This window comes from Massilia oculi (assembly GCF_017582745.1).
GTDB classification, from domain to species: domain Bacteria; phylum Pseudomonadota; class Gammaproteobacteria; order Burkholderiales; family Burkholderiaceae_D; genus Telluria; species Telluria oculi_A.
The window spans coordinates 259,297-272,571 of record NZ_JAFVIM010000004.1; the positions used below are offsets into that span (position 1 = coordinate 259,297).

Consider the following 13,275-nt stretch of genomic DNA (forward strand, 5'->3'; position numbering starts at 1 on the left):
TGCGCGGTAGTTACAAATGCATTGCGGGCGTTCAGACTTCCACGAAGCGCATCTTGAACCAGCGGCCCTTGATGGCGCCGAAGCCCGGTCCCGGCGCATCGCCTTGCCCCAGGCGCGCGACCGCGGCCTGCGCAATGGTGCGCTCCAGCGCGATATAGCTGTTGAACTCGCCGATATTGATCTTGCCGACCTGCTCGCGGGTCAGGCCGGCGTCGCCGGTCAGGGCGCCCAGCAGGTCGCCCGGGCGCAGCTTGGCCTTCTTGCCGCCGGCCACGCACAGGGTCACCATCGGCGCCGGCGCGGCCGGTTCCTGGTGCTCGCCCAGCGCGTCCAGGTTTTCCCAGATCGCTTCCTGGTTCTGGTATTCCTCGACCAGGCGCACCCATTTCTTTTCGTTCGGCGCCACCAGCGTGTGCGCCATGCCGCTCGCGCCGGCGCGGCCGGTGCGGCCGACGCGGTGCACGTGGACTTCGGGGTCGCGCGAGACGTCGACGTTGATCACGGTGTCGAGGTCGGCGATGTCGAGGCCGCGCGCGGCGACGTCGGTGGCCACCAGCACCGAGCAGCTGCGGTTACTGAACAGCACCAGGATCTCGTCGCGTTCCTGCTGTTCCAGTTCGCCGTACAGCGCCAGCGCCGAGAAGCCCTGCGCCTGCAGGCTGTCGGCCAGTTCGCGGCAGCGCGCCTTGGTATTGCAGAAGGCGAGGGCCGACACCGGGCGATGCGCCTTGAGCAGGCGGCCCACTGCTTCCTCGCGGCCTTCGAAACCGATCTCGTAGAAGCGCTGGTCGATCGCCTCCAGGCTGTGCTGGCCCTCGACCGTCACTTCGAGCGGGTCGCGCAGGAAGCCGGCGGTGGCGAAGCGGATATCGTCCGGGTAGGTCGCCGAGAACAGCAGGGTCTGGCGATGGACCGGCGTGGCCGAGACGATGCCCGCGATCTCGTCGTAAAAGCCCATGTCGGTCATGCGGTCGGCTTCGTCGAGCACCAGGGTCTGCACCTTCGACAGGTCGAGCGTGGCGCGGCCCAGGTGGTCGCGGATGCGGCCCGGGGTGCCGACCACGATGTGGGCGCCATGCTCGAGCGAAGCGATCTGCGGACGCATCGACACGCCGCCGGTCAGGGTCAGGATCTTGACGTTGCCGACGCCGCGCGCCAGGCGCCGCAATTCGCCCGCGACCTGGTCGGCCAGTTCGCGCGTCGGGCACAGCACCAGGCCCTGCACCGCGAACCAGGCCGGATTGAGCTTGTTCAGGATGCCGATGCCGAAGGCCGCGGTCTTGCCGCTGCCGGTCTTGGCCTGGGCGATCAGGTCGCGCCCGGCCAGCACCGACGGCAGGGTCTCGGCCTGCACTTGCGTCATGTGGTGGTAGCCGAGGGTGGCCAGGTTGGCGAGGAAACGCGGTTCGAGGGACAGCGAGGTGAACGAGTCGGATTGCATGGCTAAGCCTCCAGCCGGCAGGGCCGGGCTATTCGGGATCGGGCGCCCAGACCGGCAGGCCGGTCAGGTCGAGTTTGTCGTCGCGCTTCCAGACGGGCAGGCCGGTGGTGTCGGTTTCTTCGAGCAGGTGAAGCTGCTCTTGCTTGAGCGCGATGCGGCGCGGACGAGGGCCGGTGCGCTTGGGCGCCGGATTCTGTTCGGGATTCGAGCCAGGCAGCGGAACGAGCGGCGCGGCCGGCTCGAAGCCCGGCAGGTCGAACGTTGCGTTGTCTTTCTTGTCTCTCATCCTCTGCCTTTTGTTGCCGCAGAAAACAAAAGCCCGGCTCGTTGAGTCGGGCTTCGTATTGAATTTGGTTGCGGGGACAGGATTTGAACCTGTGACCTTCGGGTTATGAGCCCGACGAGCTGCCAGACTGCTCCACCCCGCGTCTGAGAACGATAGTATAGCGCCTTCAGCGGGTATTTGCAATCGGCGCTAGTCAGATAGCTTTCGGGTCGCCGTCCAGAACAACAGGGCGGTCAGGCTGATGGCGCTGCCCAGCACGCAGACGCCGCTCCAGCCCGCGTAGGCGTAGGCCTGGGTCGATGCGATCGCACCCAGCCCACTACCCACCGCATAGAACAACATATAGGCGCCGACCAGGCGGCTATGCGCTGCGCTGCCGTTGCGAAAGATCATGCCCTGGTTGGTGACGTGGATCGCCTGACCGCCCAAGTCGAGCAGCACGATGCCGATGACCAGCGCCCACAGGGAGACCGGCATCAGCGCCAGCGGCAGCCAGGCCAGCAGCAACAACAGCAGCGCGCCCAGCGTGACCTGCCGCTCAAGGCCGCGATCGGCCAGGCGCCCCGCATGGGTGGCGGCCAGCGCCCCGGCCGCGCCGACCAGGCCGAAGGCGCCGATGGCGGTGTGCGAGAAATTGTAGGGCGCTGCGCTCAGCGGCAGCACCAGCGCGCTCCAGAATACATTGAAGGCCGCGAACATCAGGAGGGCCAGTACGCCACGCACCTGCAACACACGGTGCCGCCGCAGCAAGTCCAGCATCGAGGCGATCAGGGCGGGATAGGACAAGTTCGTCAGGCCGCGTTCGAGCGTCGGCAGCCGGCGCCACAACAGCGCCGCGAGCAGCAGCATGGCGCCGGCCGAGCATAGATAGACGCCGCGCCAGCCTGCCACGTCGCCGATGCCGCCCGCCACCACGCGCGCCAGCAGCAGGCCGACGAAGACGCCGCCCTGGGTGGCGCCGACCACGCGCCCGCGCTCATGCTCGCCAGCGCTGCTGGCTGCGTACGCGATCAGGCCCTGGGTCATGGCGGTGCCGAGCAGTCCCGTCACCAGCATGGCCGCCAGCAGCAGCGGCGCCGACTGCACCATGCCGACGGCGGCCAGGATCGCAGCCAGCAGCAGGGCTTGCGCGAGCATCAGGCGCCGGCGCTCGAGCAGGTCGCCCAGCGGCACCACGAACAGCAGCGCCAGAGCGCAGCCGAGTTGGGTGGCGGTGACGATGCCGCCGATGGCCGCCTCGGGAATGGCGAAATCGCGCGCGACGGCGTCCAGCAGCGGCTGGGCGTAATAGACGTTGGCGACGCTCATGCCGGCGGCGGTGGCAAATAAGGAGGTACGTGCATTCGGCATTTTTTCTCAATCTGGTTGCAAATTGAAACCAGTTGAATCGTAATCAATGTGGTTTTAAAATGCAACCACTATGACGAAACGCGATGCCGCTGTTGATGATCCTTGCCCCGTAGCGCGGTCGGTCGACCTGATCGGCGACCGCTGGTCGCTCCTGATCGTGCGCGATGCCTTCGACGGAATGCGCCGATTCACCGATTTCCAGCGCAACCTGGGTGTTGCACGTAATATTCTTGCCGACCGCTTGCGGCGGCTGGTGGAGGCCGGCATCCTGGCGGTCCAGCCGAGCGCAAAGGGGGGCGTCTATCAGGAATACGTGCTCACCGCGCGCGGCGAGCAGCTATTTCCGGTCGTGGTGGCGCTCAGGCAGTGGGGAGAAGGCGAGTTGTTCGGCCCTGAAGAGGCGCATTCGGAACTGGTCGAGAAGAAGACTGGCCAGCCCTTGCGGCGCATGGCGCCGGTGGGAGAAGGCGGCAACTCGCTGGCGCCCGGCGAGACCGAGGTGCGCAAGTTGCCGCTATAAGATCGCGTTAATCAGCAGCGCGCAGGCGCCACAGCGACGTGACTTCTTTCGAACGCGCCGCATGCAGCGGATCGTCCGGATCGCTGGCGCGCGGGTGAACCGGGCGCGTGTCGTGGCGCGCCACGACTTCCAGCCCCGCATCCGCGATCCAGCCCAGCAGCTGCTCGCGGCTGCGTAAACCCAGGTGCTCGGCGAAATCCGACATGATCAGCCAGCCTTCGCCGCCGGGCTCCAGATGCTCCTTCAGTCCGCCGAGGAAGCCGCGCAGCATGCGGCTGTCCGGATCGTAGATCGCGTATTCGATCGCCGAACTCGGCTTTCCCGGCAGCCAGGGCGGATTGCAGACCACCAGCGGCGCGCGGTCTTGGGGAAACAGGTCGGCCTGGACCACCTGGACCTGGGCGGCCAGGCCGAGCCGCGCGACGTTCTCGCGCGCGCAGCCGAGCGCCCGCGCATCCATATCAGTGGCGACCACCTGCATGCCGCGGCGCGCCAGTACGGCGGACAGCACGCCGGTGCCGGCGCCGATGTCGAAGGCGACCTTGGCGCCCGCGGGCAGCGGCGCCTGCGCCACCAGCTCGACGTATTCGCCGCGCACCGGCGAGAACACGCCATACCAGGGGTGGATGCGGTCGTCGAGCGCGGCAATCTCGACGCCCTTGCGGCGCCACTCATGGGCGCCGATCACGCCCAGCAGTTCGCGCAGCGAAGCGATATAGGGTTCGGCGGTCGGGCCGTAGGCTTCCAGGCAGGCCAGGCGCGCATCCGGCGCGCGCCGGAGCGGGATGCCGTGGTCGGCCTCGAACGGGATCAATAGCATGGCCAATGTGCGCGCGCGCTGGAGCTGGGTCAGGCGGTGGCGGTGGAACGCTTCCGTCGGCGTGGCCGGCGTCTTGGGCTTGGCGCGGCGGCCGCGTTCGCCCTTGTGCTCGATGCGGCGCACCAGCGCCTGCAGCAACTGGCGCGCATTCTGGAAGTCGCCGCGCCACAGCAGGGCGGTGCCGTCCAGCGCCAGGCGATAGGCGGTGTCGGCGCTCATGGTGTCGTCGGCCAGCACCACTTTCCTGGGCGCGGGCCAGCCGCTTTCGGAGCGCCACAGCGCCGAGCGCGTCTCGCCGCCTTCCTCCCATTTGATGCGCGTCGTCATATCAGTGATGGTGATGCCAGTTGCCGTCGGTCGACTCGATATAGGACTTCACCGCGTCCGGGCTGCCGGTGGCGTGGCGCTTGACTTCGCCGCAGTCGCAGATGCCCTGGTAGGGCTGGATGTGCGAGCAGGCGGATACTTTCTGGAGGAAGACTTTGACCGGCTTCGTGCACTTGGCGCACTTGAAGGTCAGGATGCGGGCGGGCTTCATGGTTGGGTGATGATGTGAATGAAAAGAGCGGCATTTTACACCCGCCGTACCATCGCCCCCGGTGGCGACTCGGGAATTGACAAGAAAGAATCGTCAAACCTATACTCGAATGATCGCGCTAACAGTAAATGTTATAAATTGTTATTACAGCCCGCGATGCACTATAACAAACTGGAGACAAGAAAGCTCATGACACTGACAATGAAGCTGTTCCGGCGCGCGCTCGCGCCATTGGCCGCGCTATGCGCGGTGCTGGCCGCGCCCTCGGCCTGGGCGCTGGGCGAGCGCCAGTTCGTCCGTTTCGACGGGAGCCCGCAAGCGGTGGTGCTGGCAGACAAGGGCCGCGCCGCGCCCCTGCTGGTCGACCCGAACGACGATGCCGGTGTGCGGCGCGCCGTCGCCGACCTCCAGGGCGACATCGCGCTGGTCACCGGCGCCAAACCGGTCCTCGCTGACAGCGCCGGCAGCGCGCTGGATAACGTGGTCATCGTCGGCACCCTTGGCCAGAGCGCTCTGGTCGACCGCCTCGCCGCCGAGGGCAAGATCGACGCCGCCGCCATCCGCGGCAAATGGGAAGGCTTCCTGATCCAGGCCGTGGCCAACCCGATGCCGGGCGTGGCGCGCGCGCTGGTGGTGGCCGGCAGCGACCGGCGCGGCGCCATCTTCGGCGTCTACACCCTGTCGGAACAGATCGGCGTCTCGCCCTGGAAATGGTGGGCCGACGTGGTCCCGGCGCGCCAGGCGACGCTGTCCGTTGCACCCGACACCAAGGTGAGCGACGCTCCCGTGGTGCAGTACCGCGGCATCTTCCTCAACGACGAAGCGCCGGCGCTGACCAACTGGGCCAAGGAGAAGTACGGCGGCTTCAACCACCGCTTCTACGAAAAGGTATTCGAGCTCGTGCTGCGCCTGCGCGGCAACTACCTGTGGCCGGCGATGTGGCCGCCCACGGCCTTCTATGCCGACGACCCGGAAAACGGCCGCCTGGCCCACGAGATGGGCATCATCATGGGCACCTCGCACCACGAGCCGATGATGCGCGCGCACGACGAGTGGGCCCGCTTCGGCAAGGGCGCCTGGGACTACAGCAAGAATGCCAAGGGCCTGCAGGAGTTCTGGAAGCAGGGCCTGCGCAACTCGCACGGCCAGGACCGGGTGATCACGCTGGGCATGCGCGGCGACGGCGACGAGCCGATGTCCGAGGAAGACAACGTCGACCTGCTGCAGAAGATCGTGCGCGACCAGCGCGCGATGATCGAGAAGGATACCGGCAAGCCTGCGGGAGAAGTGCCGCAGGTGTGGGCGCTGTACAAGGAAGTGCAGGGCTATTACGAGAAGGGCATGCGCGTGCCGGACGACGTGCTGCTGCTCTGGTGCGACGACAACTGGGCCAATATCCGCCGCCTGCCCACGCCGGAAGAGCGTGCGCGTCCAGGCGGCGCCGGCGTCTACTACCACTTCGACTACGTGGGCGGCCCGCGTTCCTATAAATGGCTGAACGTAACGCCGATTCCGAAGATCTGGGAGCAGATGCACCTGGCCTGGCAGTACGACGCCAAGCGCATGTGGATCGTCAACGTCGGCGACCTGAAGCCGATGGAAGTGCCGATCGAGTTCTTCCTGACCTATGCCTGGAATCCTGCGGCCTGGCCGGCCGAGCGTCTGCCGGAGTACCTGCGCCTGTGGGCCACGCGCGAGTTCGGCGCCGAGCACGCGGTGGAAATCGCCGAGCTGGTCGAGGGATACACGCGCTTCAATGGCCGCCGCAAGCCCGAGCAGCTCGAACCGGGCACCTATAGCGTGCTGCATTACGACGAGGCAGGCCGTATCGCGCGCGATTATGCGGCGCTGGCCGAACGCGCGAGCAAGGTGGCGGCCAAGCTGCGCCCAGAGCAGCGCGACGCTTTCTTCCAGCTGGTGCAGTATCCGGTCGCGGCATCGGCCAATATGAACGAGCTGTACGTGGCGGCCGGCCAGAACCACCATTACGCGACGCAGTTCCGCGCCACCACCAACGACATGGCCGATCGCGTGCAGGCCCTGTACAAGAACGACGTCGAACTGGCGCGGCAATATCACGCGCTTGGCGGCGGCAAGTGGAACCACATGATGTCGCAGACCCGCTTCGGCTACGTGAACTGGGAACAGCCGCGCGCCAACGTGCTGCCGGCGGTGCACCGCATCGACGTGCCGGCCGGCGCCAATATGTCGGTGGCGGTCGAGGGCAGCGCCAAGGCCTGGGGTGCTTACGGTCTCAAGGCGCTGGACTTGCCGACCTTCGATCCCTACGCCAGAAAATCGCACTACCTCGACATTTTCAACCGCGGCAGTGCGCCGTTCGAATACCGCATCGAATCCAATCAGCCCTGGGTGGTGGTGAACCAGGCCAGCGGCAAGGTGACGGGCGAGCAGCGCGTGACCGTCGATGTGCGCTGGGACAAGGTGCCGGCCAAGCCGCAGCCGGCCGTGCTGACGATTACGGGGCCGAACGATACGCGCGTGCTGGTCAATGTGCCAGTGCGCCGCGCGGACATCCCGAAAGGCGCGAAGGGCTTCGTCGAGACCGATGGCGTGGTGTCGATCGAAGCTGGCAACTACACGCGTGCGCTGGCGCCCGAGGACCGCAGCTGGCTCAGGATTCCCGGCCATGGCCGCACGGATTCGGGTGTGACGACTCTGCCGGTCACCGCCGCGGCGCTGGACGTGAAGCAGGGCATGCGCCTGGAGTACGACGTCAACACGGTCAGCAGCGGGAGGGTAGAAGTGCAGGTGACGCTCGCGCCGACCCTCAAGTTCCAGCCGGGCGCCGGTTTCCGCTACGCCGTGTCGATCGACGACGAGGCGCCCCAGATCGTCAATGTGCATGCGGACGAGTCGGAAAAATTCTGGGAAAAGATCGTATCGGATGGTGCGGCGGTGTTCACGACCGAGCACCAGCTGACGAAACCGGGCAAGCATGTACTGAAATTCTGGGCGCTCGATCCGGGCCTGGTGGTGCAGAAGCTGGTGCTCGATGCGGGTGGCCTGAAGCCGAGCTACCTGGGTCCGCAGCAAAGCCCGCGCCTGTAAGCGTCGGGAAGCGTTAACTGAAAAGGGCAGTCCGCATTACGCGGACTGCCCTTTTTTATAGTGCTGAAGCCGAAGGATCAGGCTTTACGCATCGGCATCGCCCGCAGCGAAGCGGCAATCGCTTCGCGCATCGGCTTGGCGCGCAACTGGCTGTCGTAAGGCGTCGGACGCTGCGCCAGGCCGTCCGGACGCTTCGCGTCGGCCCAGACCTGCAGCCAGTTCACGTGGTCGGCCATGCCCCACAGCAGGAAATCGCGGCAGGTCGGGTAGCTCAGGGTCACGTCGAGGTAGTCGCGCGCCAGCGCCGCGGTGGCCGCGTCGCGCTTGGCGAAATCGGCGGGGAAGGCCTTGTCGTTGACGTCGAATTCGGTGATCAGGAGGTCCAGCCCCATGCCGGTGACCTCGTCCAGGAACTTGCGCCATTCGCGCAGGACGGCCGCGTTGGCGGGACCGGACATCATGTCGCCCGCGCTGACATGGCTTTGCAGGCCCAGGGCGTGGATCGGGGCGCCGCGCTTCTTGAGTTCGGCCAGCAGTTTCAGCACGCCGGCGCGGTGCTTGGCGTCGTCGCCGAGGCCAGGGCCCATGAAGTCGTTGTACACCAGCTGCGCCTTCGGCGCGTGCTCGTGGGCCTGGCGGAAGGCGAACTCGATCTGCTCGACGGCGCCCATGCGCTTGGTGAACACGTTCTGGATCAGGGAGCCGTCCTTGGGCGACACCGCCTCGTTGACGACGTCGTGGCTGATCGCGTCCTTCAAGTGCGTGCAGACGTTCCTGGCGTGCTCGCGCAGGATTGCTTCGGCGTGGGCGACCGGCTTGGATTGCAGGTCCAGCGCGTTCACCCAGGCAGGCAGCCACTTCGGATCCTGCCAGATCAGGGCATGGCCGCGGATCGCCATGCCTTCCTTGCGCGCCCAGGCGAACATCTCGTCGGCCGGCCCCCACTGGTAGGGGCCTGGTTTCGGTTGCAGGGCCTGCCACTTGGTCTCGTTCTCGGCGACGATCATATTGCACTCGCGCGCCATCAGCGCGCGGTAGGCCGGGTCGCGGAAACTCTTGCGGGTGTCCTGGTCTTCCAGCAAGCCGATGGCATTACCGAAGCGCATGCCTTTGGCCTTGGCCAGGTCCTTGAGGGCGGGGCCTGCGTCCTGCGCGGCCAGGGCGTGAGGGGCGAGCATGGCGCCGGCCGCCGTGCCAAGCAGTTTCAGGGTATCGCGTCGCGATGTCATCGGGTGGTGTCTCCTTTATTGTGGGTGTTATTACTGCTCTCAGTCCTGGCGATAGGGCGAGATGGTGACGATCTTGCCGTCGTCGTCGTAATGTAGCTCGGTCACCTTCACCGAACGCAGGTGGGTGACGCCGCCAGACAGGCTGCTGTCGTGATAGAAGAGATACGAGCGGCCTTCGAACTCGCAGATCGAATGGTGCGTGGTCCAGCCGATCACCGGGGTCATGATCTGGCCCTGGTAGGTGAACGGGCCGTAGGGGCTGTCGCCGGTCGCATAGCACAGCAGGTGGGTGTCGCCGGTCGAGTACGAGAAGTAGTACTTGCCATCGTGCTTGTGCAGCCACGGCGCCTCGAAGAAGCGGCGGTCGTGGTCGCCGGCCAGCAGCTCGTTGCCGTCCTGGTCGAGGATGCGCACGGCGCGCGGTTCTTCGCTCAGCTCCAGCATGTCGCCGCGCAGGCGCGCCACGCGCGGCTGCAGGGCCGGCTCGTGCGCCGCCGGTTCTTCATGATCGGGGCTGTAGAGGTTGTCGCGGTACTTCTGCAGCTGGCCGCCCCAGATGCCGCCGAAGTAGATATAGAACTCGCCATCGTCGTCGCCGAACACGGCCGGGTCGATCGAATAGCTGCCGGCGATCGGCTGCGGTTGCGCCATGAACGGGCCGGTGGGAGTGTCGCTGACCCCGACGCCGATCTGGAAGATGCCGTCCGGGCGCTTGGCCGGGAAATACAGGTAGTACTTGCCGTCCTTGCGCGCGCAGTCGGGCGCCCACATCTGGCGCGCCGCCCACGGCACGTCGCGCACGTGCAGGGCCACGCCGTGGTCGACCGCTTCGGCGCCCGGGTGGTCCATCGAGACCACGTGATAATCCTCCATCGCGAAATGGGCGCCGTCGTCGTTGAAGGGCACGCCGGCTTCGATGTCGTGCGAAGGATAGATGTAGATGCGGCCGTCGAACACGTGGGCGGACGGATCGGCGATGTAGATGTGCTCGAGCAGCGGCTCGGAGATGGCGCGTTCCTTGAGGGACTGTACTTGGTCTTTGTCGATGATTTCAGCCATGGGTGTCGTCTGGTTCGGGTTCAAATGGAATTCACTGCTGGGCGGCGAGCGCGCGGCGTTCGCCGAGTTCGCGCTCGATCTGCAGCTCGGTGTTCTTGCGGATGTCGTACGCCGCCAGGCAGCACACGGCCAGCAGGAAGGGGATGGCGGCGTACACGCTGACCGACAGGCGCACGCCATCGGCGACCTGGCCCGACTGGACGGCCTGGGCGGCATCGTAGCCATAGGCCGACAGCAGGGCCGCCACCAGCGCGCCGCCGATAGAGAGGCCCGCCTTGAGACCGAAGATCATGGCCGAGAACAGCAGGGCGGTGGCGCGGCGGTTGTTCTTCCATTCCGAGTAGTCGGCGACGTCGGCGATCATCGCCCACAGCAGCGGGATCGTGATGCCGTAGAAGAAGCCGTACAGGATCTGGGCGCCGAACACCAGGCCGATCGAGCTCGGGCCGATCCAGTAGTAGCTGAGGCGGAACACGGCCGCCAGCAGCAGGGCGGCGCCGAACACGTCGCGCTTGCCGAAGCGGTCGGCCAGCGGCTTCGAGAAGCCGATCCCGACGATCATCAGGATGATGCCGACCGCGTTGAACAGGGAAAAGCCCGAGGTGGCGGCATCTTCCGGCCAGTGGAACTCGGTCAGTCCCATCCCCGTGAGCACCGAGTTCAGGCCGTCGATGAAGCTCAGGAAGCCGACGTCGCGCAGGAAGGCCGCCAGCGCCGCCTCTTCCAGGAAGTTACGGAAGTAGAAGATGTACATGCCGCCCTTGAGCGACAGCGTGATGAACACCAGGATGGTCAGCACCAGCATCACCACCCAGGGGCGGTTGCGCAGCAGGTCGGCCACGTCTTGCTTGATGCTCGAGCGCTGGCTCGGCGCCGGCACGATGCGCTCGCGGGTGGTGAAGAAGGTGATGAGGAAGCAGATGGTGCCGGCCACCGCGAAGAACATCATCACGGTCTGGAAGCCGGCCACCTTGTCGCCGCCGCCCAGGATCAGCACCAGCGGCAGCAGCAGCACCTGGATCACCAGCTGCGCGACCAGCACCGCGACGAAGCGGTACGACGACAGGCTGTTGCGGTCGGCCATGCTGCCGGTCAGCACGCCGCTCAGGGCCGAGTACGGCAGGTTGTTGGCCGAGTACACCAGCATCAAGAGGATGTAGGTCAGCAGCGCATAGATGTACTTGCCGCGCTCGCCCAGGTCGGGCGTGCTGAAGGCCAGGATCGCCACCAGGCCGAACGGCACCGAGGTCCACAGGATCCAGGGACGGAACTTGCCCCAGCGGGTCGAGGTGCGGTCGGCGATGATGCCCATCAGCGGGTTGAAACAGGCGCCGACCAGGCCGCCGATGAAGATGATGCTGGCGGCGGCGTTCGGTGAGATCTGATAGACGTCGGTGTAGAAGAAAGCGAGGAAGGTGAGCAGGGTCTGGAAGATCAGGTTGGCGGCCAGGTCGCCCAGTGCATAGCCGATTTTTTCAGTTGTCTCCAGCGTCGGCTGCGCCTTAATAATTGTAGTCATTGTCTTGCCAATCTATGTGTTGAAAAGCAATTGCAACCGTCAACCTTCCAGCGCCAGCGGGCTGTCGCGAGAAGGCCGGGTCACGCATGTATCACGCTCGATCGATAAAAAGTTAGCGCAATCATTGTTTTCGATTGTGGATGAGATGCCATGCTGCCGTCAACCGCTTTATTGTCAGTTCGCATAGCAGTTATAAGCTTGGAGATGGATGTAAGTACGGGGCTGCGTGTTAGAATTAAATCATTAAAGTTCGCGCTAACATCGCGTTACCATCGTTCTGTCAGAGGTCGCTCCGCATGCCTACTTCCAATATCGGACTCACTACCCCAGTGGAGGCCAAGCGTGGCCCGAACATGGCCGACGTGGCGAAGCTCGCCGGGGTGTCGCCGATGACGGTCTCGCGCGTCATGAACGGCAAGTCGACCGTGCGCGCGAGCACGCGCAAGAAGGTGACGGCGGCCGCCGCGGCCCTGAACTACGCCCCGAACCCCGAGGCGCGCCTGCTGGCAGGGTCGCGCCCGATCCGCATCGGCTTCCTGTACAGCATGCCCAGCGTGCGCAGCGGCGCCTACCTCACCGAAGTCTTGCTGGGATTGCTGAACAAGGTCAGCCTGAACAACGTCCAGCTGCTGGTCGAGAAGTGCGCCGACGGCGAGCAGATCGCTCGGCACGCCCAGCGCCTGATCGACAACCAGATGGACGGCATCATCCTGCCGCCGCCGCTGGTGGACAATGCCGAGATCGTGGCGCGCATCGTCGACGCCGGCATTCCGCTGGTCCTGATCGCCTGCGGCCAGCCCGATGCGCGGGCCGGCGCGATCGGCATCGACGACCGCCAGGCCGCCTACGAGATGACGCGCCACCTGATCGAGCTGGGCCACCAGCGGATCGGCTTCATCAGCGGGCATCCCTACCAGTCGGCGAGCAGCGCCCGGCTGGAAGGCTACCAGGCCGCGATCAAGGAGTTCGGCGCCGACCCCGCGGCCGAGCTGGTGACGCAGGGGATGTTCAACTACCGTTCCGGGCTCGACGCCTCCGAGATCCTGCTGGCGCTGCACGACCGCCCGACGGCGATCTTTGCCAGCAACGACGACATGGCCGCCGCCACGGTCGCGGTGGCCCATCGCCTGGGGCTCGACGTGCCGGGCGATATCACGGTGGTCGGCTTCGACGATACCGCCCTGTCGACCACGATCTGGCCGGCGCTCACCACCGTGCGCCAGCCGACCATGGACATGGCCGAAGCGGCGATCGAATGCATCGTCCAGCGCGTGACGAACGCGCGCACCGGCTTGCCGGCCGGTCCAGAGCACACCAGGGTCGATTTCGCCATCGTGCGGCGCCAGTCCGATGCCGCGCCGCGGATCCGGCCGCCGGTGCGCATCTTTGCCTGAAAACTCTGGTCTCCTGCTTGTTTGTTTGCGCTATCATTGGCGCTACAGAT

The 13,275-nt window shown here is 66.0% G+C and carries 11 protein-coding genes and 1 tRNA gene; 3 read left to right on the forward strand and 9 right to left on the reverse strand.

Annotated features, from left to right (window positions below; all coding sequences use genetic code 11):
* Nucleotides 1-31 precede the first annotated feature (31 nt).
* The 4 genes from dbpA to J3U95_RS06995 form a co-directional block, all read right to left on the reverse strand.
* Entirely contained in the window at nucleotides 32-1,441 is a 1,410-nt protein-coding gene (dbpA, locus tag J3U95_RS06980; protein WP_208277901.1) for an ATP-dependent RNA helicase DbpA, read from the reverse strand.
* Between the two features lie 28 nt (nucleotides 1,442-1,469).
* Nucleotides 1,470-1,727: a hypothetical protein gene (locus J3U95_RS06985; protein ID WP_208277902.1), complete on the reverse strand. Its 258-nt coding sequence runs from the start codon at nucleotides 1,725-1,727 to the stop codon at nucleotides 1,470-1,472.
* Between the two features lie 65 nt (nucleotides 1,728-1,792).
* Nucleotides 1,793-1,869: transfer RNA gene (locus J3U95_RS06990), tRNA-Met, on the reverse strand.
* 47 nt (nucleotides 1,870-1,916) lie between these two features.
* Nucleotides 1,917-3,077: an MFS transporter gene (locus J3U95_RS06995; protein ID WP_208277903.1), complete on the reverse strand. Its 1,161-nt coding sequence runs from the start codon at nucleotides 3,075-3,077 to the stop codon at nucleotides 1,917-1,919.
* Between the two features lie 70 nt (nucleotides 3,078-3,147).
* Between J3U95_RS06995 and J3U95_RS07000 the strand changes: the two genes are divergently transcribed.
* Nucleotides 3,148-3,597: a winged helix-turn-helix transcriptional regulator gene (locus tag J3U95_RS07000; protein ID WP_208277904.1), complete on the forward strand. Its 450-nt coding sequence runs from the start codon at nucleotides 3,148-3,150 to the stop codon at nucleotides 3,595-3,597.
* Nucleotides 3,598-3,604: 7 nt separating this feature from the next.
* On the opposite strand, the gene J3U95_RS07005 is transcribed toward J3U95_RS07000, so the two are convergent.
* Together J3U95_RS07005 and J3U95_RS07010 are read right to left on the reverse strand one after the other, a co-directional pair.
* Nucleotides 3,605-4,744, reverse strand: coding sequence for a methyltransferase (locus tag J3U95_RS07005; RefSeq protein WP_208277905.1), 1,140 nt, complete (start codon nucleotides 4,742-4,744; stop codon nucleotides 3,605-3,607).
* A 1-nt stretch (nucleotide 4,745) separates the two neighbouring features.
* A complete protein-coding gene (locus J3U95_RS07010) occupies nucleotides 4,746-4,955 on the reverse strand; it encodes a hypothetical protein (protein WP_208277906.1) in 210 nt (69 codons plus the stop codon).
* 189 nt (nucleotides 4,956-5,144) lie between these two features.
* Here J3U95_RS07010 and J3U95_RS07015 point away from each other — a divergent pair, with 189 nt between their 5' ends.
* Entirely contained in the window at nucleotides 5,145-8,024 is a 2,880-nt protein-coding gene (locus tag J3U95_RS07015; protein WP_208277907.1) for a glycosyl hydrolase 115 family protein, read from the forward strand.
* A gap of 77 nt (nucleotides 8,025-8,101) precedes the next feature.
* On the opposite strand, the gene J3U95_RS07020 is transcribed toward J3U95_RS07015, so the two are convergent.
* From J3U95_RS07020 to J3U95_RS07030, 3 genes are read right to left on the reverse strand one after another with little or no spacing between them, the layout of a single operon-like run.
* On the reverse strand, nucleotides 8,102-9,253 hold the full coding sequence (locus J3U95_RS07020) for an endo-1,4-beta-xylanase (protein WP_208277908.1): 1,152 nt from the start codon (nucleotides 9,251-9,253) through the stop codon (nucleotides 8,102-8,104).
* Between the two features lie 39 nt (nucleotides 9,254-9,292).
* On the reverse strand, nucleotides 9,293-10,312 hold the full coding sequence (locus tag J3U95_RS07025) for a glycoside hydrolase family 43 protein (protein WP_208277909.1): 1,020 nt from the start codon (nucleotides 10,310-10,312) through the stop codon (nucleotides 9,293-9,295).
* Nucleotides 10,313-10,343: 31 nt separating this feature from the next.
* Complete coding sequence (locus J3U95_RS07030) at nucleotides 10,344-11,831, reverse strand: MFS transporter (RefSeq protein ID WP_208277910.1); 1,488 nt, start codon at nucleotides 11,829-11,831, stop codon at nucleotides 10,344-10,346.
* A 296-nt stretch (nucleotides 11,832-12,127) separates the two neighbouring features.
* On the opposite strand from J3U95_RS07030, the gene J3U95_RS07035 reads away from it, so the two are divergent.
* Nucleotides 12,128-13,225, forward strand: a complete 1,098-nt coding sequence (locus tag J3U95_RS07035) for a LacI family DNA-binding transcriptional regulator (protein ID WP_208277911.1) — start codon at nucleotides 12,128-12,130, stop codon at nucleotides 13,223-13,225.
* Nucleotides 13,226-13,275: the final 50 nt, after the last annotated feature.